Raw genomic sequence first — 24,617 nt, 5'->3', positions numbered from 1 at the left:
ATGAGCCTCGACAAGCGTTCCGCAAGCGCACCCTCAGCAACGCACGCCGCCGTCCCGCGCGCGGGCAGGACATGGCGCGCATGCGCGCCGTGGCTCGTGCTCGCCGCCTGCCTGATCGTCCCTCCACTCGTCGGTGCATGGCTGTCGCCCGTGCTCGCGCCGCAAGGCTGGCTGCTCGCTTGCCTCGCTCAGGCCGCGACGATGGTCGTCTTCGCGCTCTCCTATAACCTGCTGCTCGGCGAGACCGGCTTGCTCTCCTTCGGCCACGCCGCGCCGGCGGGCCTCGGCGCGCTCGCGGCCGCGCACCTGTTCAACCGCTATGCGTTGCCGTTGCCGCTCTTGCCGCTCGCGGGCGGCGTGGGCGGGGCCGCGTTCGGTGCGTTGACGGCGCTCGTGGCCGCGCGCCGCGCGGGCACTGCCTTCGCGATGATCACGCTCGGCCTCGGCGAACTCGTGGCCGCCGCCGCGTGGGCTTTGCCGGGCTGGTTCGGCGGCGAGGCGGGCGTTGCCATCGACCGCGCGAGCGGTCCCGCCATCGCGGGCTGGACCTTCGGCCCGGCGCGCGAAGCGTACTGGGTGATCGCCGTCTGGTGCCTGGTGGCGAGCGCGGCGATCTTCGCGCTCTCGCGCACGCCGTTCGCGCGCCTCGCCAACGCCGTGCGCGACAACCCCGTGCGCGCGGCGGCGCTCGGCGCGACGCCCGCGCGCGTGCGCGCGATCATGATCGTCTGGAGCGCGGCCTTCGCGGGCGTGGCGGGCACGCTCACGCTCATCAATGTCGAACTGGCCGCTGCCGAGAGCGTGGGCATGATGCGCTCGGCGGCCGTGCTCATTGCCACCGTCACGGGCGGCGCGGCGTCGTTCTTCGGTCCGGCGCTCGGCGCGTTCGTGTGGGTGGCGTTCAGCGTGGGCGTGGCGAGCGTCTCGCGCGGCTGGATGCTCTATGTGGGCCTGTTCTTCATCGTCGTGGTGCTGGGCGCGCCCGGCGGGCTCGCGGGCTGCGCCGCGCGTGAGCGTGCGCGGCTCGCCCGGCACGGCTGGCGGCGTTGCCGCGCGCCGTGGCTGGCCGCAACCGTTGCGGCGGTCAGCGCGGCCGCAGCGCTCGTGCTCGCCGTGCAGTGGGCCTATGCCGCGCGTTTTCGCGATGACGATCCCGGCGCGTGGTTCGCCGCGCCCACAGCGGCAACCGCCTGGGCACTGGCGGCCCTCATCGCGGCGCTGGGGGGCTTCGCGTGGCTGGCCGCGCGCCGTGCCGCCGTGGCCGCACGCGCGCTCGACCCGGCCGCGCCGGAGGGCCAAACGCGATGACCGACACAATGACCGACGCGTTGCGACTGACCGGCATCGAAAAGCGCTTTGGCGACACGCGCATCCTGCGCGGCGTCGATCTGAGCGTGCGCGCGGGCGAGCGCCATGCGCTGATCGGACCGAACGGCGCGGGCAAGTCCACGCTGTTCAGCCTGATCGCGGGCGAGCGCAGACCGAGCGCGGGCCGCATCGAATTGAACGGCGCCGATACCACGCGCCTCGCGCCGGCCGCGCTGAGCCGGCGCGGCCTCGCGCGCAGCTTCCAGACGACGAGCGTGTTCGCGCGCCTGAGCGTGATCGAGAACCTGCGCTGCGCGGTGCTCGCCTCGCAGCGCGGTGCGGCGGGCTTCGCGGCGCGCTGGCTGGGCTCGCGCCGCGTCGAGGCGCGTGCAAGCGACGTGATCGAAGCGATCGGTCTCGGCGACGCCGCGCATCGCGAAGCCGGTGCGCTCGGTTACGCCGAGCAGCGCGCGCTCGACCTCGGCCTCGCGCTCGCGGGCGGCGCGCACACGCTGCTGCTCGACGAGCCGACCGCGGGCATGAACCGCGCCGAAGCGGCGCGTGCCATCGAGTTGATCCGCGCGACCACGGCCGGCAAGACGCTGCTCATCATCGAGCACGATATGGACGCCGTGTTCGGCCTCGCGGATCGCGTCTCCGTGCTCGTGCAGGGCCGCGTGATCGCTACCGGCACGCCCACGGCGATCCGCGCCGACGCCGCCGTGCGCGAAGCCTACCTCGGTGGATTCGCATCATGAGCGCGCTGCTCGAAGTCGAGAGCCTGCGCGCATGGTACGGCGCGAGCCAGGTGCTGCACGGCGTGGATCTGCGGGTGGAGGCGGGCGAAATCGTCGCGCTCGCGGGACGCAACGGCTCGGGCCGCTCGACCTTTGCGAAGGCGTTGATGTCGATGGTGCGTGCCGACGGCGGGCGGCGCTTCGCGGGCCGCAGTCTCGCGGGGCTGCGCACTTTCGAGGTCGCGCGGCTCGGGCTCGGCTACGTCGCGGAGCAGCGCGACGTATTCCCCACGCTCACCGTCGACGAGAACCTGCGCCTGGGCCTGGGGCCCCGCACCGGCCGCTTCACGCCGGACGACGCCCGCGCGTTGTTCCCCGTGCTCGCCGAGCGCCGCGCGGCGCGCGCCGGGGTGCTCTCGGGCGGCGAGCAGCAGATGCTCGCGCTCGCCCGCGCGCTCGTGGGCGGCCCGGACCTGCTGATCGTCGACGAACCGACCGAAGGGCTCGCCGCGCAGATGGCCGCGCGCGTGGGCGAGTGCCTGGCCGCGCTGCGTGCGCGGGGTGTGGCCGTGCTGCTGATCGAACAGCGTCTTGCGCTTGCGCCCACGCTCGCCGACCGCGTGGCGGTGATGGGGCATGGGCGCATCGTGTTCGAAGGCACGCCACAGGGGCTCGCTCAGCGCGATGACGTGGTGCGCGAGTGGCTTGGCGTGGGGTGAATCGCCTGAATCACTTGAATCGGCCGAACCCGTTCAGCGCGCCACGCTCACGCGTTCGAGCGCGGTCATCGGGCCGAGTTGGGCGAGCGTCTGCAACTGCGCCGCGTTGCGCACGAAGAACGAGCCCGCGAAGCCAAGCGAGTTCACCGAGATGCCCTCGACGCACTCCGTCACGCGCGGCACGACCAGCATCCAGCGGCGCGTGACGAGCAGGTTGTACGGCGCGCCCTGATGCGCCACGCCGCCCACATCGATGACCGGCACGCCAACCGCGTCCAGCAACGCGCGATAGCAGTCGAGCGCGACCTGGGCGGCATCGCCCGGCGTGCCCGGCCCGAGATCGAGCCGCGCGAACGCATGGCGGAACTTGAGCCCCGGCACGACCGCGACAGGGCGTGCGCCGTGCGCGGCCTGCGCGCCGGCTAACAGCGCTTCGATCGGCGCACGCGGCGCATCGTTGCCCGTCATGGCCGGCTCGTCGCCGCCCAGCGGCAACGGCACCAGCTGCAAATGCTTGTGCGCCTGGCTCGCACCCGCCGCCGCACCGCCGTTGTAGAACCCCAGCCCGTCGATCTCGCGCAGCGCCAGCACGAGCGCGCCGAAATCCGCGGCGTCGAGCAGCGCTTCCTGCGGCTCATAACGGCGTGTCACGATCAGCAGATGCCGCTCGATCACGTTGAACTTGTTGAGCAGCGCCACGTGCGTGGGCGACAGGTCGGCGACGAACAGATCGGGCTCGTAAGGCAGGAACGGATCGCGCGGCGGTTGCGCACTGGCCGTCTCCGGCGTGAGGCGCGCGGCTTCCTTGCGCGCGAGATTCTCGGCCACGCGCACGGCGAAACGCACGCCGCCGTCGTCGATGACGGTATGCGCCGTCTCGATCGGATGGAGCGCGCCACACGCGAGCGCGTGCGCCGTTTGTCGCTCGATCGCCGTGCGCAGCGAGGCCGCCATCGGCGCTCAGGCCTTGTAGCCGATCGCGCGCAGCAGGTCCTTGCGCCAGCGCACGTCGTCCTCGGCCTCCACGCCGAGCGGCGGCATGCCGTCCACCACGCCGACGATGCCGCGCCCCTGATCCGTTTCAGCGATCAGCACCTCGGTGGGATTCGCGGTGGCGCAGAAGATACGGCAGACCTCGGGCACGGCCTTGATCGTGTTGAGCACGTTGATCGGAAAAAAACCGTCGCCGAGAAAGATGATGAAGCTGTGCCCCGCGGCGATGCGCAACGCGTTCTGCGTCGCCATCTCGATGAGCGCGTCCTGGGTGCCCGAGCGACGCACGAGCCGCTTGCCCGACGCCTCGCAAAAGGCAAGACCGAACTGGATGCCCGGCACCGCGCCGAACAGGGCCTCATGCAGGTCCTCGACGGACTTGATGAAGTGCGTCTGGCCGAGAATGAAATTGGTGGCTTCGGGCTTTTCGATGGCTACCGTGGACAGTTGCATGGCGGACCTCGTGCGAGCGCGTCTCGATCCTCAAGCGTAGTACGAAGTCGCGGCGAGGCAAAGCCTGGGTGCGCGCACAAAGTCAAACGGCCGGCGCCCCAGGGGGCGTCCGGCCGTCATGCGATCGAACCCAGGCGCGGCGCGCGGCTCAGGCCGCTTTCTTCGCGCGCTTGCCTTCCACGTCGGGCAGGAACACGGTGAGGATGCCGATGAGCGGCAGGAACGAGCAGACCTTGTAGACGAAGGTGATGCTGGTGGCGTCCGCCAACTGGCCGAGCACCGCCGCGCCAATGCCGCCGAGTCCAAACGCGAAGCCGAAGAAGAGGCCCGCGACCATGCCGACCTTGCCCGGAATCAGCTCCTGCGCGTAGACCAGGATGGCCGAGAACGCCGAGGCCAGCACCACGCCGATGATGACCGTGAGCACGCCGGTCCAGAACAGGTTGGCGTAGGGCAACAGCAGCGTGAAGGGCGCCACGCCGAGAATCGAGCCCCAGATCACGTACTTGCGGCCGATGCGGTCGCCCACCGGGCCGCCGACGATCGTGCCCGCCGCCACCGCCGCGAGGAACACGAACAGGTGGATCTGCGCGGCCTGCACGGGCAGGTGGAAGCGGTCGATCAGATAGAACGTGAAGTAGCTGTTGATGCTCGCGAGGTAGAAGTACTTCGAGAACACGAGCAGCACGAGAATGCCGATGGCCATCGCCACGCGTCCACGCGAGAGCGAGACGTGGGGCGTCTCCACGCGCTTTTTCTTCATCGCGGGATGGGCCTTGTACCAGCGGCCGATCTGCGTGAGCACGATCATGCCGACGAGCGCCGCCGCCGAGAACCAGGCGATGCTGCGCTGGCCGTGCGGAATGACGATCAGGGCGGCGAGCAGCGGCCCGAGAGACGAACCCGCGTTGCCGCCCACCTGGAAGAGCGACTGCGCAAGACCGTGACGGCCGCCCGAGGCCATGCGCGCCACGCGCGAGGACTCCGGATGGAACACCGAGGAGCCGCAGCCCACCAGCGCGGCCGCCACGAGCAGCACGCCGAAGCTCGGCGCGACCGACATCAGCAGCAGGCCGCACAGCGTGAAGCCCATGCCGACGGGCAGCGAATAGGGCAGGGGCCGCTTGTCGGTGTACACGCCCACGAGCGGCTGGAGCATCGAAGCCGTGATCTGGTAGGTGAGCGTGATGAGGCCGATCTGCGTGAACGACAGCGAGAAGTTGTCCTTGAGCATCGGGTAGATGGCGAGGATCAGCGACTGGATCATGTCGTTGAGCAGGTGCGAGAAGCTGATCGCACCGAGCACCGAGTAGACAGTGCGTTGTACCGCGCCCGATGGGGCGGTGGCCGGGGACGAACCTGCGGGCGCGGCCGCAGCGGCGCCAGGCAAGGCGCGCTTGTCGAGACTGGTTTCCATATTTCCGGTAGCAGCAGAGAGTATTCAGCGGGCACCACTGCGGGCAGGCAGCGGCGACGGCATGAAAGGACATGTATAAGAGTTATGAGCGCAGTGTAATGTGTCTTGCTTGAGTCGTACGGACAAGATTTGTCGCGAACCGGACACGCCGCCAGGCTGATCCGCTGCGGCGCGTTGTCGCAAGGGGCTGGAGCGAATACTCGAAATCGCTCGGGGATTATTGGCGTTGCATTTTGGCCATGTATAACCCGCCGAGGTGTCCGCCCACGAGGCGGGCAATTACGGGGCCGGAATACGGGATGCTGCTATGCGCGACACATTAAAGATTGCGCGACGGCATGCCGTAGACCGGAGTTGAGGCGGAACGCAAATCACGAACGATGGCGTGCCGCCGAACAACGAGCAGGAGACCGAAAAAGATGAAAGCAGTATCGCAAGGCGGCAGGCACGCGGGCTTCGTGCCGCAGGAACCGGCGGGCGGCACGACGCCGGCGCGGCAGCGCAAGCCGGGTCGCGAGGGGGCGGCCACCGGCCATTCGCGGCTCTCGGTCAAGGCGACGCTGCGCCTCGCCTTTGCGCTCGTGCTGATCGGCACGCTTGCGATCGGCGCAATCTCGCTTGCGCAAATCAGCCGACTCAACGGCTCGACCCAATCGATCTACGAGCAGGGCTACGTGGCGAGCCGCGCCGCGGAAGAAGCGCGCGGCCACGTCCTGCGCGCGAGCCGCGCGCAGAAGATGCTGCTCACCGCAACCACGGCGCGCGAGCGCGACGAACTCGGCCAGGATATCGACAAGGATCTCGGCTCGCTCGTGCGCGAGATGGACCAGCTCCAGCAATACGCCCAGCAGCAGGGCGGCGACGCGCTCACGCTGCAAAAGAAGCTCGCCGATGCGACCACGGCGTGGAGCGGGCATCTGCGCGACTTCGTGACGCTCGTGAAGCAGCAGCCGCTCGACCTTTCGCAGATGAGCTGGCAGGTCGGCACCCAGGACGTGTCGCTGCTCGTGGAGACCGGCAAGCTGGAAACGCTCGTCGACGACCTCGTCGCGCAACGCGGCGCGGCCGCCAAGGCGACGATCGGCAAGGCCGAGTTCATCTTCAAGTCCTCGTTTGTGATGATGGCGGTTGCGACCGTGGCCATGTTCGTGCTCGCGTTCTTCGTGAGTGAGTGGGTCGTGCGCCGCATTGCGCGGCAACTGGGCGGCGAACCCGCCCACGCCAAGGCCATCGCGGCGCGCATCGCGGCGGGCGACCTCGCGCAGCCCGTGACGGTGCATGCGCGCGACGCGCAGAGCATGCTCGGCGCGCTGCGCGACATGCAGAACGGCCTCTCGACGACGGTGGCCGAGATCGCCGCGAGCGCCGAGGCGATCGCTTCCGCTTCGGGTGAAATCTCGACCGGCAATCTCGACCTTTCGCGCCGCACCGAGGAGCAGGCGATGGCGCTGGAGCGCACGGCGAGCAGCATGGAGCAGCTCACGTCCACGGTGCGCCTGAACGCCGAGAACGCCGAACAGGCCAGCACGCTCGCGGGCAACGCCTCGGCGATCGCGGAGAAGGGTGGTTCGGTGGTGGGGCGCGTGGTCAAGACGATGCAGGAGATCAACGACAGCGCGAAGAGCATCGCCGACATCATCGGCGTGATCGAGGGCATTGCGTTCCAGACCAATATCCTCGCGCTCAATGCCGCTGTCGAAGCGGCGCGCGCGGGCGAGGAGGGCCGCGGTTTCGCCGTGGTGGCGGGCGAAGTGCGCAGCCTCGCGCAGCGCAGCGCGGGAGCGGCCAAGGAGATCAAGTCGCTCATCGACGCGTCGGTCGAGCGCGTGGCCAACGGCTCGACGCTGGCACAGGACGCCGGCGCGACCATGGACGAGGTCGTGAAGGCCGTGAAGCGCGTGAACGACATCATCGGCGAAATTTCGGCGGCTTCGCGCGAGCAGCGCTCGGGCATCGAAGAGATCGGCCGCGCGGTCACGCAGATGGACTCGGGCACGCAGCAGAATGCCGCGCTCGTGGAAGAGGCGACCGCCGCCGCGCAGTCGCTCGACGATCAGGCGAAGGTGCTCAAGCGGCTCGTGGGGAAATTCCAGCTGGCTTGATGCTTCTTTGTGATTCGTTGTGGTTACAACGAAAAACGCCGCGTCGTACAAGACGCGGCGTTTTTTTATTGGCGCTTCACTTCATTTCACTTCGCGTCGCGCTCGATGATCCATTCGTGCGCGGGATCGTTGTGGAAGTGCCATTCGCGCGTGGGGCCCGCCATCACATTCAAATAGTACGAGTCGTAGCCATAAGGCACGACCACGGGGTGATAGCCGCGCGGCACCATCACCACGTCGTGATCCTCCACGGCCATCGTTTCGTCCAGATCGCGCGCGTCGGTGTACACGCGCTGGAATGCGAAACCCTGCTGCGGATTGAGCCGGTGATAGTAGGTTTCCTCCAGCGCGCTCTCCTGCGGCAGGCGATCGGCGTCGTGCTTGTGCGGCGGGTAGCTCGAAGAGTGCCCCGAAGGCGTGCGCACCTCCACCACGAGCAGCGATTCGGCGGCTTCGGTTTGGGGCAGGATATCGCACACGTAGCGCGTATTCGCATTCTTGCCGCGCGCGGAACGCTTCATCTGCGCGGGCTCGATGAGCCGGATGGGCAGCGCGCCTTTGGCGGGCGCGCTCGCCACGCCCACTTCGGCATCGCGCGTCGCGCGCACGGTGGCCTTCACGCCTGGCGGCACGTAGAGCGCGTACGGGGCGGCGTCTTCGAACACGCTGTCGCGCGAGCCGAGGCTCGACCAGCGCTGGCCGCCGGCCTCGATGTTCACCGCGCCCGAGAGCACGACGATGCAGCTTTCGCGATCGGGTTCGGACACGTACACGACTTCATCCGTTGCAAGCCGGTAAGCGGCGAAGCCGACATAGCGCCAGCCCGCGGTGTCGGGCGTGACGCGCGCGATCGTCTGGCCTTCGCGCGCGGCCTTGACCAGCAGAGTCATGCTGCCTCCTTCGATTGGGTGTCCGTAGCATCGACGAGCGCGCGCAGCGTGCGGTAGCCCTTTTGCGCGTACTCGTACGACGGGGCGATCACGGGGTCCTGCTCGGCTTCGACAACGAGCCAGCCACGATAGCCGTGGTGCTTCAGACGCGCGATGATCGCGGGGAAGTCGACGGCGCCGTCGCCGGGCACGGTGAACGCGCCGGCCAGCACGGCGTCGAGAAAGCTCCAGTTGCGGTTGCGCGCCAGCTTCATGACGGCGGGGCGCACGTCCTTGCAATGCACATGGCACACGCGCGCGATGTGCTTGTCGAGTTCCGCCACGGGATCGCCGCCCGCAAACGTCATGTGGCCCGCGTCGAACAGCAGGCCCACGGCGTCGCTCGTGCGGGCCATGAGCTTGTCGACGTCGGCGGGCGTTTCGACATAGGCGCCCATGTGATGGTGATACGCGAGGCGCACGCCGCGCGAAAGCGTGTGACGCGCGAACGCATCCACGCGCGCGGCGTAGTCGTCCCACTGCTTGTCGCTGAAAAAGCGCGGACGCTGATAGAGCGGGCGCGGCGCGCCCTGGATCGAATCGGCGACTTCGCCGTACACCATCACCGTCGCGCCGTTTTGCGCGAGCAGGTCGAGGTGCTTCTCGACGGCCGCGATCTCTTCCTCGACGCTGCGTTGCGCGAGCATGCCCGAGTACCAGCCGGAAACGAGCGAAAGATCGTACTGGGCGAGCAGCGCCTTGAGCGCCTGCGGCTCGCGCGGAAACTTGTTGCCCAACTCGAAGCCTTCGTAACCGATCTCGCGGCCCTCGGTCAGCGCCTGGGAGAGCGGCGTCTCGCCGCCTAGCGAGGGCAGGTCGTCGTTCATCCACGACAGCGGGTTGATGCCGATGCGTACTTCAAATGCGCTCATGTGCGCTCCTCGATGTCTCTGTCGTCAGACGCGTCATGCGTTATCGGGTTCGTCGCTGCCGGCGGCGGCGTCGCTCGCCTGCGAGCGTCCGCCGCGTTCGGCGACGTGTGCCTCATAGCGCTCGCGCGCCTCGCGCACGCTCGCGCGTGTTGACACCTCGGGCACCGCGACTTCCCACCACCAGCCGCCTTCTTCGGTCGTGCGCGCGGGGTCGGTGTCGATGCAGACCACGTACGTGCGCGACGAAGCGCGCGCGCGTTGCAGCGCCGCTTCGAGTTCGGCGACGTTCGCCACGTGCTCGGCCTGCGCGCCGAGCGAGCGCGCATGCGAGGCGAAGTCGATGCGCGGCGCACCGAGCGGCCCTTGCGCGCAGTCGTCGAACAGGTTGTTGAACGGCGCGCCGCCGCAGGCCTGCTGCAAGCGGTTGATGCAGCCATAGCCGCGATTGTCGAGCACCACGATGATGAGCTTCGCGCCCAGCATGACGGAGGTGGCGATCTCGCTGTTCATCATCAGATAGCTGCCGTCGCCCACCATGACGATGACTTCGCGATCGGGCCGCGCAAGCTTCGCGCCGAGGCCCCCCGCGATCTCGTAACCCATGCACGAGTAGCCGTATTCCACGTGATACGCGCCCGGCTGGCCCGCGCGCCAGAGCTTGTGCAACTCGGCGGGCAGGGTGCCGGCCGCGCACACGACGATATCTTCGGTGTACGAACGACTCGACGAGCGCTGCACGGCGCCGATCACGTCGGCGTCGTAGGGCAGGCTGGAGCGCTCTTGCGGCGAGTGGGTGAGGCGTTCGATGTCGGCGCGCCAGTCGCTTGCGAGGCGCTGGGCGTGCGCGGTCCAGTTGGCGTCGGCGCGCCAGTTGATCAACTCGTCGTTGAGCGCGGCGAGCGCCTGGCGCGCGTCGGCCTGCACGGCGAGGCCGTTGTGCTTGAGCGCGTCGAAGCCGTTGGCGTTCACGCCAATCACGTGCGCGTTGGCAAAGAGCGAGTTCGAGCCGGTCGTGAAGTCCTGCAAGCGCGTGCCGATGGCGAGCACGCAATCGGCGTCGCGCGCGAGCGCGTTGGCCGCGGGCGAGCCCGTTACGCCGAGCGCACCCGCGTTGAGCGGATCGTCCCAGGCGAGCGAGCCCTTGCCGGCCTGCGTTTCGGCCACGGGAATGCCGCGCGCCGCGGCGAGCGTCTGCAAGGCCTGCGAGGCGCGCGAATAGAGCACGCCGCCGCCCGCCACGATGAGCGGTCGCTTCGCGCGATGCAGTTGCGTGAGCGCCGCGTCGATTTCGGCCTGAATGGGCGCGGGCGCGTGGAAGGTCACGAGGCGCGGCGTGAAGAAGCTCGCCGGGTAGTCCCACGCCATGGCCTGCACGTCTTGCGGCAGCGCGAGCGTGACCGGGCCGCAGAGCGCGGCGTCGGTGAGCACGCGCAGCGCGCGCGGCAGCGCCGTGAGCAGTTGCGCGGGATGCACGATGCGATCGAAGTAGCGCGATACGGGGCGCAGCGCGTCGTTCGCGGAGATGCTGCCGTCGTGCAGGTCCTCGATCTGTTGCAGGACCGGATCGGGCTCGCGCGAAACGAAGATGTCGCCGGGCAAGAGCAGCACGGGCAGCCGGTTCACGTGCGCGAGCGCGGCCGCCGTCACCAGATTCGTGGCGCCGGGGCCGATCGACGTCGTCACCGCCATCATGCGGCGGCGAAAGTGCGCCTTCGCGTAAGCAATCGCGCTGTGCGCCATGGCCTGCTCGTTGTGCGCGCGCAGCGTGGGCAATTCGTGTCGGTGTTGATAGAGCGCTTCGCCGATGCCGGCCACGTTGCCGTGGCCGAAGATCGCGAACACGCCGCCGAAAAGCGGCTCGGTGCGTCCCGAGCCGTCTTCGCTTGCCACGCGCTGCGCGGCGAGATAGCGCACGAGCGCCTGCGCCGCCGTGAGCCGCACGGTGCTCGCGTGCGCGCCGGGCGCCGCGTTCTGCGGGCTTTCCTGCGAGGCGTTGGCGATGGGAGCGATGCGTTGGTTCATGCCGCTTTCTCCTCGTGCTTGTCGTGCTTGCCGCGTGTGCCGTCGGCGTCGGCGCGCGCGGCGCGCCATGCGCGGATCAGCGTTTCGAAGGCGCGGCGCGCGCGGGCGATCACTTCGTCGTCACCGATCTCGCCGGCGAGCCAGGCCACGCTCGGCTCGTAGAAGATCGAGCGGCCCACGGTGAAGCCGCGGCAGGTGTTCGAAGCGGCCGCCGCACGGAAACCTTCCACGAGCTGGTCGATGGGAGCGGAGAGCCCGAGCAGCACGACGCCGCGGCAATACGGGTCGCGCTCGGCGATCAGCGCATCGATCTCGCGCCATTGCGCGGCGCCCGTCGGTTCGAGCTTCCACCACTCGGGATAGATGCCGATGTTGTAGAGCCGCTTGAGCGCGCGATAGACGGTGTCGGGTGCATTGGGCTTGCCGTTGAGCCTGGGCGGAATCACTTCGAGCAGCAGTTCGTGGCCGCTTGCCTGGGTGGCGTCGTAGAGCGCGCGCAACTGCGCTTCCTGTTCGAGCCGCTGTTCGATGGGCTCGTCGGGGTGGAACTGCACGAGGCACTTCACCGTGTGCTCGATGGGCCACGAAGCGAGCGTCGTGCCGATCGAGCGGCCGTGGTCGAACACGAGCGGCACGGACCCCGGCAACTCGACCGGGCGGCCGATCCACCAGCCACGCCCGGTGGCGGCGTTCAGCGCATCCTGGCCGTAGCGGTCGTCGATCAGGACACCGATGCGTCCTTGCAGGCCGAGCGTACGTTCGGTTTGCACGACCGCTTCGACGAACAGGTTCTTCAGATACGCAATGCGCGCTTCGCTTGCGCCGGTTTGCTGCACGAGATCGAAGAACTGGTTGCGATGGTCGAACGCGAAGCCGAGCACCTCGTCGCGCGGCGTGCGCGCAGGCGTCACGCGATGCAGACGCGCGAGCGTCGCATCGCGGTCGGGGCGGCGCATGCGCACCGGGTCGGCGGCGGCTTCGCGCAGGAAGTAGTCGAGTTCCGCGGGCGTGGGCATGGCGGGCGCGCAGCCGTGCCGCGAAACGACGAGTGCACCGCATGCGTTGGCCGAGCGCGCGCAGTCTTCGAGCGTGGCATCGCGCAGCCAGCCCGAGAGGAAGCCCGAAGCGAACGCATCGCCCGCACCGAGCACGTTGAGCACGTCGACTTCCACGCCGCGCTGCATCGGCAGGTCATCCATCGAGGCGGGCACCGCGCCTTCCACGATCTGGCAGCCGAGCGGCCCGCGCTTGACGAGCAGCGTCGCGCCCGTGACTTCGCGCACGCGCTTGAGCGCGTCGACGAGCGCTTCCTTGCCGCCGGCAATGCGGAACTCCTCCTCGGTGCCGATCACGAGATCGAACAGCGGCAGAATGCGCTGCAAATGTGCGCTCACGCCTTCGCTCGCCACGAAGCGCGTCTCGCCGTCGGCTTTGCCCGTGAGGCCCCAAAGCACCGGCCGGTAATCGATGTCGAGCACGGTGCGCACGTTGTTGCGGCGCGCGTAATCGAGCGCGGTGAGGCTCGTGCGGTTCACCTGCTCGGTCGAGAAGTGCGTGCCGGTGATGAGCAACGCCTTGGAGGAGGCGATGAACGCTTCGTCGAAGTCGCGCGCATCGACGGCCATGTCGGCGCAGTTCTCGCGGTAGAAAATGAGCGGGAACGTGTCGCGGTCTTTGAGCCCCAGCAGCACGAGCGCCGTGAGGCGGTCGTGATCCACGCGCACGTGGCTCGTGTCGCAGCCTTCCTTTGCGAGCGTTTCGACGAGAAAGCGTCCCATATGGTCGTCGCCCACGCGCGTGAGCATGGCCGACTTCAGGCCGAGCCGCGCACAGCCGAAGGCGATGTTCGCCGACGAGCCGCCCAGATACTTGGCGAAGGTGGAGACGTCTTCGAGCCGCGCACCCACCTGCTGCGCATAGAGATCGACGCCAAGGCGGCCGAGACAGACGATGTCGCGGCTGCGCCCGGCCGCAAAGCGGCCTGGCGTTGAACGGCTTGCGGTTGATCCGGTAAGAGCCATGTGTATTCCTGGTGAGTTCTGTGCCGTGCAGTCGTGCTCAGATAGTCGCGCCGTCGAGCTCGGCGATCATCTTCTGCATCTCCGCGCCGCCCGCCATCATGTCGAGCACTTCGTTCTTGCTGATCGTGTCCTTCGTGTAGGTGCCGAGCGACTTGCCGCGATTGAGCAGCGTGAACGAGTCGCCGATGGGGTAGGCGTGGTGCACGTTGTGGGTGATGAAGATCACCGAAATGCCTTTCGCGCGCGCCGCGTGAATCAGCTTGAGCACGTTGAAGCTCTGCTTCACGCCGAGTGCGGCGGTGGGCTCGTCGAGAATCAGCACGCGCGCCCCGAAGTGAATCGCGCGTGCGATGGCGAGGCACTGCTTCTCGCCGCCCGACATCGTGCCGATCGCCTGGTGCGGGTCGCGCACATTGATGCCCATCTCCGCGAGGCGATTCTTGGCGACCGATGCGCTCGTATCGAGATCCATCACGTTGATGAAGCCGAACAGCTTCTTCTGCGGCTCGCGGCCCATGAAGAAGTTGCGCGCGACCGAGAGCAGCGGCACGAGCGCGAGATCCTGATAGACGGTGGCGATGCCGAGGTCGAGCGCGTCTTTCGGCGAATCGAACGCCACGGGCTTGCCGTCCACGAAATACTGGCCGGAGGTGGGCTGATGCACGCCGGCAAGCGTCTTGATGAGCGTGGACTTGCCCGCGCCGTTGTCGCCGAGCAGGCAGTGCACCTCGCCACGCCTCAGGCGCAGCGTCACGCCGTTCAGGGCAATCACTTTGCCGAAGTACTTGCTGACGTTTTCGAGCGCGAGAATCGTGTCGCCGATTTCGGTATTGCCGGCGGTGTTCTGGGTATCGGACATTTGAGCCTCCGGCTTACGATTGCGCGACGCGGCGGCGCACATAGTGATTGAAGAGCACGGCAATGAGCAGCATCACGCCGAGGAACACGCGGAACCAGTCCGAATCGATATTCGTGTAGGTGATGCCGATCTGCACGACGCCGAAGATGAGCGCGCCGAACGCGGCGCCAATCACCGAGCCATACCCGCCCGTGAGCAGCGTGCCGCCGATCACCGCGGCGATGATGGCTTCGAACTCCTTCTGAAGACCGCGGTCGGCGGCGGCCGAACCGATGTCGCACACTTGCAGCACGGCAAAGAGGCACGAGCAGAACGCGGTGAGCATGAAGAGCGAGATCTTCACGCGTTTCACGGGCACGCCCACGTTTTTCGCGGCGTTGGAGTCGCCGCCCACGGCGAGGATCCAGTTGCCGTAGCGCGTCTTGGCGAGCGTGAACGCACCGATTGCCACGAGCGCGAGCCACCACAGAATCACCTTCGGCACGCCCGGCACGAGCGGCTGGCCGTTGTCGAGCATCTTGCCGATGCCGATATGCGCGAGCGCCACGAACAGACCCTTGAACGCGGTGCCGTGAAACAGCAGGTTGGTGATGAAGTCGGCCTTGGCCACGTCGCCCACGCCCGAGACGATGGTGCGGTCGGCGAACATGATCGAGAGCGCGAGGGTCAGGCCGCGCAGGATGAACAGAAACGCGAGCGTGACGATGAAAGAGGGCAGCCGCGTGCGCATCACGAGGTAGCCGTTCAGCGCGCCGAGCGCGGTGCAGCCCACGAACGCGAACAGAATGGACAGCGCGATGGGCCAGTGGAAGTACATCGTGGGGATCGCCACCATCATGCCGGCGAAGCCGATCATCGAGCCGATGGAGAGGTCGAACTCGCCCGCGATCATGAGCAGGCACGCACCGACGCTCAGGATGCCGAGGTAGGCGGCGACCTGGGACCAGTTCATCACGCCGTCGAGATCGAACATGCCCGAGCCGCCCGCGCCGATCGCGAACACGGCGAATACGAGCACGGTGCCGGAAATCGCGGCGAATTCGGGGCGGCCGAGCAGATGGCCGAACCACGATTCGCGGCGCACGCGTTCGTCGCTTGAGCCCGGTTGCGGCGTGGGCGCGTCTTGCGCGCCGCTCTCCGGTGCGTGCGAGGGGAAGTGTTTGCCGGCTACACCCATGATGTCTCCTGTTTCGGCCGTATGAGGCGCAGTTGCACCTGCTTTGGCTCAAATACCCGAGCGCATCCCCTGCAAGCGACTGCCTTGCAGTAGAAGCAACACGGTGAATGGCGCGCGGCGAGGCTGGCGAGAGGCGATGGGCATCGGAAGATGCTAGCCGCCGCCGCGCGTGGCTGACGAAAAACGCTTAGCGGTACTGACCTGCGTACTTCACGACCTTGTCGAGATTTTCCTTGGTGATGAAACCCGGGCCCGAGCGGATATTCTTGGGACCGTACGACGGTTGCAGGCCATAGGTTTCGAGGCGCTGCTTGAACTTCGGATTCGCTTCGAGAATCTGGCGGATCTTCTGCGGGTCCGTGGTGTGCTCCTTCTTCACGATCGCGAGCACGGCCACGGGGATATAGCCCTGCAAGTACGGCTGCTGGTCGATCGCGAACTGGATGGTGCCCGCGCGGATCGCCTTCGCGATGTCGTCCGAGAAGTCGAACGTGCAGAAGTAGATCTTGCCGGCGAGGCCCATCTGTTCGACCGCCTTGAGCGCGGCCGCCGCCGGCACCGGGCCGAGCGTGAGAATGGCGCCCGTGTTCGGGTGGTTGCGCAGATACGCGCTCACCTTCGACTGGATTTCGGTCGGGTCCTGGCCGGAGTCGATCGTGGAGGACTTGTAGTCCACGCCGAGCGCATCGGCAAAGCCGCGGCAGCGTTCGAACGACACGGCGTTGGTGGCGAAGTGATTCACGCACAGGAAGGACTTCACGCCCGCCGCTTTGGCCTTTTCGCCCGCGGCCTTGCCCGCTACATATTCAGGCTGGCCGACGTGCATGATCGCGCCGAGTTTCGCGCTCTGCTCCTCGGTGCCCGAGTTGATGGTGACGAGCGGGATCTTCTTTTCCGTGACCTTGCCGATGGAACTCTTGAGCACGTCGTAGTCGGCAATGGTGACGATCACGCCGTCGTAGTTGCGCGCGGCGGCCTGTTCGATCAGACGCGACATGTCGGCGATGTCGCCGTTGGGCGGATTGCGGTAGTCGGTCTCGACGTTCCAGTCTTCGTCGGCCTGCTTGATGGCGTTCTTGATCGTGTTCCACCACGAGTCGGAATCGGGCGCGTGGCTGATGAGCACGAAATGCGCGTCGGCGGCTTGCGCCGTTTGCGCGGCCAGGACGCTCGCACCTGTCAGTCCCGCTGCCAGCGCGAGCGCTGCGGCCAACCTTCGGAGCATGGTCTTGCCCTTGCGTTGAGTCATTGTCTCCACCTTTCTCGGTCTGTCGTTCGTTCTTGGGGTGAGCGTCGCAGCCGCGCTGTGTCGCGAAGCGCTGCGTTTGCTGCCTCGCTCATCGACAAGAGTAGGACATCGCCTCGCGACTTGCAACGAAAATTTCATTGCAAATAAAAATGGAAAATCTGTTCCATTCGTGTGTGACGCTGCCTATAATCGGCTCCGTCGGCATGCCGTGGAATCGAGGCCAGGCAAGGCTTTGCGGCAGTGCGACAAATAGCCAAGGAAAACAATCATGGCGGATGACACAACCGACGCCGTAGCGGGCGTAGACGAATTGATGCAGCGCATCGCGCAGGATTACGAGGCGTTGCCGCGTCAGCTGAAAAGCATCGCAACCTACATCGAGCAGCACCGCGCGAGCGTGATGATGGATCGCACGAGCGACATCGCGGCGAGTTGCGGCGTGCATCCGTCGGCGGTGGTGCGCTTCGCGCAGCGCTTCGGCTTCTCGGGCTTTTCCGATCTCCAGGCCGTGTTCCGGCAGGCCTATGCGGGGCAGGGCGCCTCGGCCACGAGCTACCAGCAGCGCATTCGGCAACTGATCGACGCCAAGGAAGGCGAGGCGAGCCCCGAATTGGGCGGCGCCGTGGCGCGCGAATTCATCGGCGCGTGCCGCAGCGGCCTCGACGAACTCGAAGCGGGCCTCGACGGCGCGCAGTTCGACGAAGCCGTGAAGATGCTGGAGCAGGCGGACAACATCTACGTGATCGGCGTGCGCCGCTCGTTTCCGGTGGCGAGCTATATCGTGTACGCGCTCCAGCACACGAGAAAGCGCGTGCATCTCGTCTCGGGTCTGGGCGGCATGTACCACGAGCAGATTCGCAGCGTGAAAAAGGGCGACGTGGTGATCGCCATCAGCTTCGCGCCGTACGGCAAGGAAACGCAGTACTGCCTGCGCGTGGCACAGCAGCATCACGCCAAAACCATCGTCATCACCGACAGCCAGCTTTCGCCGCTCGCGCGCCACGCGAACGCGCAACTCTATGTGAAGGAGGGGAGCGCGTTCGCGTTCCGCTCGCTCACCAGCACCTTCTGCCTGTGCCAGGCGCTCTTCATTGCGCTTGCGTACCGGCTCGAACTCAACGTGGAAGAATCGACCGACACCGGAGGATACGATGACTAGTGCAGCAAGCGGAGCCGCGAAAACGTTGGATGTGGCGGTGTTCGGCGCGGGGCGCATCGGCCGCATTCATGCGGCGAATCTCGCGCGCCAGCCGGGCGTGCGCCTGAAGTACGTGATCGACGTGAATCGCGAAGCCGCCGCCGCGCTCGCCGCGCAGCACGGTGCGCAGGTCGCCGACGTGGAGGCGGCGTTCGGCGACGCCTCGATCGGCGCCACGGTAATCTGCTCCAGCACCGATACGCACTCCGAACTGATTCTCAAGTCGGCTGCGGCGGGCAAGCATATCTTCTGCGAAAAGCCCGTCGATCTGACCATCGAGCGCGCCCGCGCCTGCGCGCAAGCGGTGCAGCGCGCGGGCGTGGTCGCCATGATCGGCTTTCAGCGCCGCTACGATCCGACCTTCGCCGCGCTCAAGACGCGTCTCGACGCGGGCGAGATCGGCACGCCGGAAATGCTGATCGTGACGAGCCGCGATCCGGGCGCGCCGCCGGTGGAATACATCAAGCACTCGGGCGGCATCTTCAAGGACATGCTGATCCACGACTTCGACATCTTCCGCTGGATACTCGACGATGAAGCGGTGAGCGTGCACGCGACGGGCAGTTGCCTGTCCGATCCCGCGATTGCCGATGCGGGCGACATCGATTCGACAGCGGTGACGATCCGCACGAAGCGCGGCCGGCTATGCCAGATCAACACGGCGCGGCGCGCGGCCTATGGCTACGACCAGCGCTTCGAAGTGCTCGGCAGCGAAGGCATGCTCCAGGCGGGCAACATGAAGCCGACCGAAGTGGTGGCGTGGTCGAAGACTGCCGTGGCGCAGGACGTGCCCGAGGCGTTCTTTCTCGAACGTTACCGCGCCGCATATGCGCGCGAGATGGCGCATTTCCACGAAGCGGTGACGCAGGGCGTGCCCGTGCGCACCTCGGTTGCCGACGGCCTGAAAGCGCTCGAACTGGCCGAGGCCGCCTCGGTGTCGTGGCGCGAGGGCCGTGTGGTGACGCTGGGCGACTGAACCGGACCAGGCGCATATCAAGCTGAGATCAAGCGAGGAGAGCAAGGATGCAGGCAATCGATCGTGCCCGGCCATTGCGCGTGGGCGTGGCGGGACTCGGAAGGCTGGGGCGGCGGCATGCGCAGAACCTGGCGTATCGCGTGCCGGGGGCGACGCTCGCCGCGGCGTGCAGTCCGCTCGATGCGGATCTCGCGTGGGCGCGCGAGGCGCTGCCCGCTGCGCGCCTGTATGGCGATTACGCCGACCTGCTGGCGGATCAATCGGTCGATGCGGTGTGGCTCGTGACACCTTCGGCGCTGCACGCCGGGCAGATCGTGCAGGCGCTCGAAGCGGGCAAGCACGTGTTCTGCGAAAAGCCGCTTTCGCTCGACGTGGCCGAATGCGAGCGCGTCGTGAATGTGGCGCGTCGTCATCCCGACAGGCAGGTGACCATCGGGTTCATGCGCCGCTTCGACCCGAGTTATCAGGATGCCTATGCAAAAGTGCACGCCGGGGCGATCGGCAGGCCTTTTCTCGTGCGCTCGCAGACCTGCGACCTGAACGATCCCGAAGGCTTCTTCGTGCGCTTCGCGCCCACCTCGGGCGGCATCTTCCTCGACTGCACGGTGCACGACATCGACGTCGCGCGCTGGCTGCTCGGCAAGCCGCGCGCGACGCGCGTCTATGCGGCGGGCGCGATCGCGTTGCACGAGGGCCTGCGCGAAGCGGGCGACGTGGACAACGGCGTGGCGATCTGCGAATTCGAGGGCGGGCGTCTTGCGATGTTCTACGCCTCGCGCACAATGGCGCACGGCAACGATACGTCGAGCGAGGTGATCGGCACGGCGGGGGCGCTGGCGATCGGGCGCATCCCGCGCGCGAATCGCGTCGATGTCTATGACGCGACGGGCGTGCGCAGCGAATGCACGCCGACGTTCTTCGACCGCTTCGAAGAGGCGTTCCTGATCGAGGCGCAGGCGTTCGTCGCGGAAGTCGCGGCGCGCAAGGCGGGTGCCGCGGAAAACGAGAGCCTTGGCGCGACACTGGACGACGCGCTGGAGGCCACGCGCATCGGCCAGGCGCTGCGCGAATCGCTGCACACGGGGGCGGCGGTCACGCTGTGAGCCGTGCCGTGATCGGAGGCCAAGCGGCGTCTGGCGTGGCTGCGGTAAAATCGACGCTATTGCCAGCGCCGTCTCACGCCGCGACGGTGCGCCACCGAAGGATCCAACCCCGATGCAGATTCAGGTTCACAAGGAAGTGGATGCACGCGGGCTGAACTGCCCGCTGCCGATCCTGCGCGCCAAGAAGGCGCTCGCCGACATGGAAAGCGGCCAGATTCTCAAGGTCCTCGCGACCGATCCCGGCTCGCAGCGCGATTTCGCCGCGTTCGCCAGGCAAACGGGCAACGAGATCGTGGAAAGCTCGCAGCAGGACAAGACGTTCGTGTTTCTGATGCGCCGCCGCTAAACGCCGCAGCCGATAGAAAAATGGCCCGCATGAGTGTGAAAACTCATGCGGGCCATTTTTGTTTGCGCGAAGCGCAGCGATGCCGTCCTGGCCGGGGGCGCCTAGCCTTCCAGCACCGGCTTGCGCGTACGCAGATACTCTTCGAAATCGGCGCCGACTTCCGGGTGACGCAGCGCGAATTCGACCGTCGCCTTCAGATACCCGAGCTTGCTGCCGCAGTCGAAGCGCGTGCCGTGGTACTTGTACGCGAGCACTTGTTCATCGGCGAGCAGCGACTGGATGGCGTCGGTGAGCTGGAGTTCGCCGCCCGCGCCCGGCTTGATCGAGCGCAGGTGGTCGAAAATGCGCGGCTTGAGCACATAGCGGCCGACCACGCCCAGGTTCGACGGCGCGACTTCGGGCGCCGGCTTTTCGACGATGCCCGAGAGCTTGACGATCGAGTCTTCCCATTCCTTGCCGTCGACGATGCCGTACGAGCGCGTTTCCGAGGGCGGGATCTCTTCCACGCCCAGCACCGAGCTGTGGTAGTGATCGAACACCTCGACCATCTGCTGCATGACGGGCGGGGTGCCGTAGAGCAGGTCGTCCGCGAGAATCACGGCGAACGGGTTGTCGCCCACGAGCTTTTCCGCGCACAGCACAGCGTGGCCGAGGCCCAGCGCTTCGGGCTGGCGCACGTAGAAGCAGTCGACGTTGTTCGGCTTGATGTTGCGCACCAGTTCGAGCAGCTTCTCCTTGCCGCGCGCTTCGAGTTCGGCCTCGATCTCGTACGACTTGTCGAAATGGTCCTCGATCGCACGCTTGCTGCGCCCGGTCACGAAGATCATTTCGGTGATGCCTGCGGCCACGGCTTCTTCGACCGCGTACTGGATGAGCGGCTTGTCGACGACAGGCAGCATTTCCTTCGGGCTTGCCTTCGTGGCCGGAAGGAAGCGCGTGCCTAGGCCCGCTACCGGGAATACCGCTTTTGTCACTTTCAGCATGTCTTTAGTCCCTGTCGTGGTGCTCTGGTGCTGTGGAGCTCGCACGACGCCGCGGGTGCGGCGCCATGCGTTTCAGCCTTGTGTGCCGATGGCTGGAAGCGGCAACTCAGGCTGGCAACCGCGCGAGTTGCGCGGCCAGCTTCTCCAGCGTTGCCTGGTATTCTGCCAGTCTTTTCTGCTCCTGCTCAACGACTGCCGGCGGCGCTTTTGCTACAAAACTGTCATTTCCCAGCTTGGCCTTGCACTTCGTCACCTCATTGGTGAGTCGGGTGATTTCCTTCGAAAGGCGTTCGCGTTCGGCCGCGACGTCGATCTCCACCTTCAGCACCAGCTTGTCCGTCCCAACGATAGCAACCGGCGCGCCTGCCGAGGCGGCGTCGAGTGCGGCTTCGTCGGCGATGATCTGGACCTCCGAAAGCTTCGCGAGCGCTTGCGCATAGGGCGCGAACGACGCGAGGCGCTCAGCGTTGCCCGTCACGAGCAGCGGCACCTTCGTGGCGGGCGAGAGGCCCATCTCGCCACGCAGGTTGCGGCACGCGTCGATCACGGCCTTCAGGTCGGCGGTCCACTGTTCCGCGGCTTCGTCGATTTTCTTCGCATCCGACACCGGGTAACGCTGCATCATGATCGATGCCTCGCCTTCCGCGGCGCCTTCGGGGTACGCGTCGGTGAGCGGCGCAACCTTTTGCCACAGCGCTTCGGTGATGAACGGAATCACCGGATGCGCGAGGCGCAGCACCGTTTCCAGCACGCGCAGCAGCGTGCGGCGCGTGGCGCGCTGCTGCTCGGGCGTACCCGTCTGGATCTGCACCTTCGCCAGTTCCAGATACCAGTCACAGTATTCGTCCCAGACGAACTTGTATATGGCGTTGGCAACGTTGTCGAAGCGATAGTCCGCAAAGCCCTTCGCGACGTCGGCTTCCACGCGTTGCAGGAGCGAAACGATCCAGCGGTCGGCCTGCGAGAAGTCCGTGTAGCCGCCGGGGCCGCAATCGCCCGGCTGGCATGCGCCCGGCTTGCTGAAGCCGCAGTCGTGGCCTTCGCAGTTCATCAGCACGAAGCGCGTGGCGTTCCACAGCTTGTTGCAGAAGTTGCGATAGCCCTCGCAGCGCGCGAGGTCGAAGTTCACGTTGCGGCCGAGCGTGGCCATCGAAGCCATCGTGAAGCGCAGCGCATCGGTGCCGAAGGCGGCGATGCCTTCCGGGAACTCCTTGCGCGTCTTCTTTTCGATGGTCGCGGCCTGCTTCGGGTTCATGAGGCCCGTGGTGCGCTTGGCCACCAGCGTTTCGAGGTCGATGCCGTCGACGATGTCGATCGGGTCGAGCGTGTTGCCCTTGCTCTTCGACATCTTCTGGCCTTCGGCGTCGCGCACGAGGCCGTGCACGTACACCGTCTCGAACGGCACCTTGCCGGTGAAGTGCGTGGTCATCATGACCATGCGCGCCACCCAGAAGAAGATGATGTCGAAGCCCGTCACGAGCACGGAGGAGGGCAGGAAGGCCTTCAGTTCGGGCGTCTGCTCCGGCCAGCCGAGCGACGAGAACGGCACGAGCGCCGACGAGAACCACGTGTCGAGCACGTCTTCGTCGCGCTTCAATGCGCCGGTGTAGCCCTTGGCTTCGGCCTGCGCGCGTGCGTCTTCTTCGCTCTTCGCGACGAAGATCTCGCCGTTTTCGCCGTACCACGCCGGGATCTGGTGGCCCCACCAGAGCTGGCGCGAGATGCACCAGTCCTGGATGTTCTCGAGCCACTGGTAGTAGGTCGTGCTCCAGTTTTCCGGCACGAACTTGATCTGGCCGTTGCGCACCACGTCGAGCGAGGTTTCGGTGATCGACTTGCCGGGGTTGAAGGTGCCTTCGGGCGCGGGCTTCGTCATGGCCACGAACCACTGGTCCGTGAGCATCGGCTCGATCACCACGCCCGTGCGGTCGCCGCGCGGCACCATCAGCTTGTGCGGCTGCACCGAGTCCAGCAGGCCGAGCGCCTCGAAGTCGGCGACCACGTGCTTGCGTGCTTCGAAGCGGTCGAGGCCGCGATACTTCTCGGGCGCGTTGTCGTTGATCTTCGCGTCGAGCGTGAGGATCTCGATCATCGGCAGGCCGTGGCGCAGGCCCACCTGGTAGTCGTTGAAGTCGTGCGCGGGCGTGACCTTCACGACGCCCGTGCCGAACTCGCGGTCCACGTAGTCGTCGGCGATGATGGGGATCTCGCGGTCCGCGAGCGGCAGCTTCACGGTCTTGCCGATCAGGTGCGCATAGCGCTCGTCTTCCGGGTGGACCATCACGGCCGTGTCGCCGAGCATGGTTTCCGGGCGCGTGGTCGCGACCGTGAGGTGGCCCGAGCCGTCCGCGAGCGGGTAGCGCAGGTGCCACAGGTTGCCGTTTTCTTCTTCGCTCGCCACTTCGAGGTCCGAGACGGCGGTGAGCAGCACCGGGTCCCAGTTCACGAGGCGCTTGCCGCGGTAGATCAGGCCCTGTTCATAGAGGGTCACGAACACGTCGCGCACGGCGGCCGACATCTTGTCGTCCATCGTGAAGTATTCGCGCGACCAGTCGATCGAGGCGCCAAGGCGGCGCACCTGACCGGTGATGGTCGAGCCCGACTTCTGCTTCCATTCCCACACGCGTTCGACGAACTTCTTGCGGCCGAGATCATGGCGCGAGAGCTTCTGCGCGTCGAGCTGACGCTCGACCACGATCTGCGTGGCGATACCCGCGTGGTCGGTGCCCGGCACCCACAGCGTGTTGTCGCCGAGCATGCGGTGGTAGCGCGCGAGGCCGTCCATGATCGTCTGGTTGAACGCGTGCCCCATGTGCAGCGTGCCGGTGACGTTGGGCGGCGGCAACTGGATCGAGAAGTTGTTGCGGCCGGGCTCGAAGGTCGCGGCGGCGTAGCCTCGACGCTCCCATTCGGGGCCCCACTGGGCCTCGATAGTCTGGGGCTCGAAGCTTTTCGCTAGCGTGCTGTCGCTCATGGGTGGAATCTGCCGAAAAAAGGATGCGGAAACGTTCGATTATAAGGGGAAGTGGTGTAGGAGCCGACGCGTCAGCCGATGTAAGGCGCGCATGAGGACCGGGTGAGGCGCGACCCGGCGTGCTGCGCGGGACATCGTGCGCTCGCGCGAGGCCGGGTCCGCGCTGCGTTCGCGGCATG

At 66.9% G+C, this 24,617-nt stretch carries 20 protein-coding genes; 8 read left to right on the top strand and 12 right to left on the bottom strand.

Going from position 1 to position 24,617, the window contains the following annotated elements:
• Genes C7401_RS40710 through C7401_RS40700 form a run of 3 tightly spaced genes read left to right on the top strand, consistent with a single transcriptional unit; the run spans position 1 to position 2,764 of the window.
• Entirely contained in the window at positions 1-1,308 is a 1,308-nt protein-coding gene (locus C7401_RS40710) for a branched-chain amino acid ABC transporter permease (protein WP_112177712.1), read from the top strand.
• An 8-nt stretch (positions 1,309-1,316) separates the two neighbouring features.
• A complete protein-coding gene (locus C7401_RS40705) occupies positions 1,317-2,066 on the top strand; it encodes an ABC transporter ATP-binding protein (RefSeq protein ID WP_112177736.1) in 750 nt (249 codons plus the stop codon).
• Positions 2,063-2,764, top strand: a complete 702-nt coding sequence (locus tag C7401_RS40700; RefSeq protein WP_112177711.1) for an ABC transporter ATP-binding protein — start codon at positions 2,063-2,065, stop codon at positions 2,762-2,764. The genes C7401_RS40705 and C7401_RS40700 overlap by 4 nt, the downstream gene beginning before the upstream one ends.
• A 33-nt stretch (positions 2,765-2,797) precedes the next feature.
• On the opposite strand, the gene C7401_RS40695 is transcribed toward C7401_RS40700, so the two are convergent.
• The 3 genes from C7401_RS40695 to C7401_RS40685 all read right to left on the bottom strand — a co-directional run bounded on the left by C7401_RS40695 (position 2,798) and on the right by C7401_RS40685 (position 5,627).
• Positions 2,798-3,718 carry an ATP adenylyltransferase family protein gene (locus tag C7401_RS40695; RefSeq protein WP_112177710.1) on the bottom strand — a complete coding sequence of 307 codons (921 nt, stop codon included), beginning with the start codon at positions 3,716-3,718 and terminating at the stop codon, positions 2,798-2,800.
• A gap of 6 nt (positions 3,719-3,724) precedes the next feature.
• Complete coding sequence (locus C7401_RS40690) at positions 3,725-4,210, bottom strand: adenosine-specific kinase (RefSeq protein ID WP_112177709.1); 486 nt, start codon at positions 4,208-4,210, stop codon at positions 3,725-3,727.
• A gap of 148 nt (positions 4,211-4,358) precedes the next feature.
• A complete protein-coding gene (locus tag C7401_RS40685) occupies positions 4,359-5,627 on the bottom strand; it encodes an MFS transporter (RefSeq protein ID WP_112177708.1) in 1,269 nt (422 codons plus the stop codon).
• Between the two features lie 419 nt (positions 5,628-6,046).
• Between C7401_RS40685 and C7401_RS40680 the strand changes: the two genes are divergently transcribed.
• Positions 6,047-7,729: a methyl-accepting chemotaxis protein gene (locus C7401_RS40680; protein ID WP_112177707.1), complete on the top strand. Its 1,683-nt coding sequence runs from the start codon at positions 6,047-6,049 to the stop codon at positions 7,727-7,729.
• Positions 7,730-7,815: 86 nt separating this feature from the next.
• On the opposite strand, the gene iolB is transcribed toward C7401_RS40680, so the two are convergent.
• The 7 genes from iolB to C7401_RS40645 all read right to left on the bottom strand — a co-directional run bounded on the left by iolB (position 7,816) and on the right by C7401_RS40645 (position 16,858).
• A complete protein-coding gene (gene iolB / locus C7401_RS40675) occupies positions 7,816-8,619 on the bottom strand; it encodes a 5-deoxy-glucuronate isomerase (protein WP_112177706.1) in 804 nt (267 codons plus the stop codon).
• On the bottom strand, positions 8,616-9,530 hold the full coding sequence (gene iolE, locus C7401_RS40670) for a myo-inosose-2 dehydratase (protein WP_112177705.1): 915 nt from the start codon (positions 9,528-9,530) through the stop codon (positions 8,616-8,618). Before iolE ends, iolB begins: the two co-directional genes overlap by 4 nt.
• A 33-nt stretch (positions 9,531-9,563) precedes the next feature.
• A complete protein-coding gene (iolD, locus tag C7401_RS40665) occupies positions 9,564-11,552 on the bottom strand; it encodes a 3D-(3,5/4)-trihydroxycyclohexane-1,2-dione acylhydrolase (decyclizing) (RefSeq protein WP_112177704.1) in 1,989 nt (662 codons plus the stop codon).
• Positions 11,549-13,573, bottom strand: a complete 2,025-nt coding sequence (locus tag C7401_RS40660; RefSeq protein WP_112177703.1) for a bifunctional 5-dehydro-2-deoxygluconokinase/5-dehydro-2-deoxyphosphogluconate aldolase — start codon at positions 13,571-13,573, stop codon at positions 11,549-11,551. The genes iolD and C7401_RS40660 overlap by 4 nt, the downstream gene beginning before the upstream one ends.
• 37 nt (positions 13,574-13,610) lie before the next feature.
• Positions 13,611-14,432 (bottom strand): ATP-binding cassette domain-containing protein, encoded by an 822-nt coding sequence (locus tag C7401_RS40655; RefSeq protein WP_112177702.1) that lies wholly within the window; start codon positions 14,430-14,432, stop codon positions 13,611-13,613.
• 13 nt (positions 14,433-14,445) lie between these two features.
• Positions 14,446-15,609, bottom strand: a complete 1,164-nt coding sequence (locus tag C7401_RS40650) for an ABC transporter permease (RefSeq protein ID WP_112177701.1) — start codon at positions 15,607-15,609, stop codon at positions 14,446-14,448.
• A gap of 187 nt (positions 15,610-15,796) precedes the next feature.
• Positions 15,797-16,858 carry a sugar ABC transporter substrate-binding protein gene (locus C7401_RS40645; RefSeq protein WP_112177700.1) on the bottom strand — a complete coding sequence of 354 codons (1,062 nt, stop codon included), beginning with the start codon at positions 16,856-16,858 and terminating at the stop codon, positions 15,797-15,799.
• A 268-nt stretch (positions 16,859-17,126) separates the two neighbouring features.
• On the opposite strand from C7401_RS40645, the gene C7401_RS40640 reads away from it, so the two are divergent.
• The 4 genes from C7401_RS40640 (at position 17,127) to C7401_RS40625 (ending at position 20,481) form a co-directional block, all read left to right on the top strand.
• Entirely contained in the window at positions 17,127-18,017 is an 891-nt protein-coding gene (locus tag C7401_RS40640; RefSeq protein WP_112177699.1) for a MurR/RpiR family transcriptional regulator, read from the top strand.
• Positions 18,010-19,032 (top strand): inositol 2-dehydrogenase, encoded by a 1,023-nt coding sequence (gene iolG, locus C7401_RS40635; RefSeq protein ID WP_112177698.1) that lies wholly within the window; start codon positions 18,010-18,012, stop codon positions 19,030-19,032. Before C7401_RS40640 ends, iolG begins: the two co-directional genes overlap by 8 nt.
• Positions 19,033-19,079: 47 nt before the next feature.
• Positions 19,080-20,135, top strand: coding sequence for a Gfo/Idh/MocA family oxidoreductase (locus C7401_RS40630; RefSeq protein WP_112177697.1), 1,056 nt, complete (start codon positions 19,080-19,082; stop codon positions 20,133-20,135).
• 118 nt (positions 20,136-20,253) lie between these two features.
• Entirely contained in the window at positions 20,254-20,481 is a 228-nt protein-coding gene (locus C7401_RS40625; RefSeq protein WP_112177735.1) for a sulfurtransferase TusA family protein, read from the top strand.
• Between the two features lie 101 nt (positions 20,482-20,582).
• On the opposite strand, the gene galU is transcribed toward C7401_RS40625, so the two are convergent.
• The gene (gene galU / locus C7401_RS40620) at positions 20,583-21,464 is read right to left on the bottom strand and encodes a UTP--glucose-1-phosphate uridylyltransferase GalU (RefSeq protein ID WP_112177696.1); all 882 of its coding nucleotides are present in this window, start codon (positions 21,462-21,464) and stop codon (positions 20,583-20,585) included.
• 106 nt (positions 21,465-21,570) lie between these two features.
• A complete protein-coding gene (locus tag C7401_RS40615) occupies positions 21,571-24,438 on the bottom strand; it encodes a valine--tRNA ligase (protein ID WP_112177695.1) in 2,868 nt (955 codons plus the stop codon).
• Between the last annotated feature and the right edge of the window lie 179 nt (positions 24,439-24,617).

Origin of the sequence: Paraburkholderia unamae (assembly GCF_003268775.1) — a bacterium.
Taxonomy (GTDB): Bacteria; Pseudomonadota; Gammaproteobacteria; order Burkholderiales; family Burkholderiaceae; genus Paraburkholderia; species Paraburkholderia unamae.
The sequence above is the reverse complement of the archived record's forward strand: the minus strand, read 5'-3'. Positions and strand labels throughout refer to the sequence as shown.

Bases quoted from the DNA above. Each gene is read 5' to 3' on its own strand.
- iolG (WP_112177698.1), top strand. From the start codon at position 18,010: ATGACTAGTGCAGCAAGCGGAGCCGCGAAAACGTTGGATGTGGCGGTG.
- galU (WP_112177696.1), bottom strand. From the start codon at position 21,464: ATGCTGAAAGTGACAAAAGCGGTATTCCCGGTAGCGGGCCTAGGCACG.
- iolD (WP_112177704.1), bottom strand. From the start codon at position 11,552: ATGAACCAACGCATCGCTCCCATCGCCAACGCCTCGCAGGAAAGCCCG.
- C7401_RS40690 (WP_112177709.1), bottom strand. From the start codon at position 4,210: ATGCAACTGTCCACGGTAGCCATCGAAAAGCCCGAAGCCACCAATTTC.
- C7401_RS40640 (WP_112177699.1), top strand. From the start codon at position 17,127: ATGGCGGATGACACAACCGACGCCGTAGCGGGCGTAGACGAATTGATG.
- C7401_RS40680 (WP_112177707.1), top strand. From the start codon at position 6,047: ATGAAAGCAGTATCGCAAGGCGGCAGGCACGCGGGCTTCGTGCCGCAG.
- C7401_RS40650 (WP_112177701.1), bottom strand. From the start codon at position 15,609: ATGGGTGTAGCCGGCAAACACTTCCCCTCGCACGCACCGGAGAGCGGC.
- C7401_RS40645 (WP_112177700.1), bottom strand. From the start codon at position 16,858: ATGACTCAACGCAAGGGCAAGACCATGCTCCGAAGGTTGGCCGCAGCG.
- C7401_RS40710 (WP_112177712.1), top strand. From the start codon at position 1: ATGAGCCTCGACAAGCGTTCCGCAAGCGCACCCTCAGCAACGCACGCC.
- C7401_RS40700 (WP_112177711.1), top strand. From the start codon at position 2,063: ATGAGCGCGCTGCTCGAAGTCGAGAGCCTGCGCGCATGGTACGGCGCG.
- C7401_RS40705 (WP_112177736.1), top strand. From the start codon at position 1,317: ATGACCGACGCGTTGCGACTGACCGGCATCGAAAAGCGCTTTGGCGAC.
- iolB (WP_112177706.1), bottom strand. From the start codon at position 8,619: ATGACTCTGCTGGTCAAGGCCGCGCGCGAAGGCCAGACGATCGCGCGC.
- C7401_RS40615 (WP_112177695.1), bottom strand. From the start codon at position 24,438: ATGAGCGACAGCACGCTAGCGAAAAGCTTCGAGCCCCAGACTATCGAG.
- iolE (WP_112177705.1), bottom strand. From the start codon at position 9,530: ATGAGCGCATTTGAAGTACGCATCGGCATCAACCCGCTGTCGTGGATG.
- C7401_RS40630 (WP_112177697.1), top strand. From the start codon at position 19,080: ATGCAGGCAATCGATCGTGCCCGGCCATTGCGCGTGGGCGTGGCGGGA.
- C7401_RS40695 (WP_112177710.1), bottom strand. From the start codon at position 3,718: ATGGCGGCCTCGCTGCGCACGGCGATCGAGCGACAAACGGCGCACGCG.
- C7401_RS40655 (WP_112177702.1), bottom strand. From the start codon at position 14,432: ATGTCCGATACCCAGAACACCGCCGGCAATACCGAAATCGGCGACACG.
- C7401_RS40660 (WP_112177703.1), bottom strand. From the start codon at position 13,573: ATGGCTCTTACCGGATCAACCGCAAGCCGTTCAACGCCAGGCCGCTTT.
- C7401_RS40685 (WP_112177708.1), bottom strand. From the start codon at position 5,627: ATGGAAACCAGTCTCGACAAGCGCGCCTTGCCTGGCGCCGCTGCGGCC.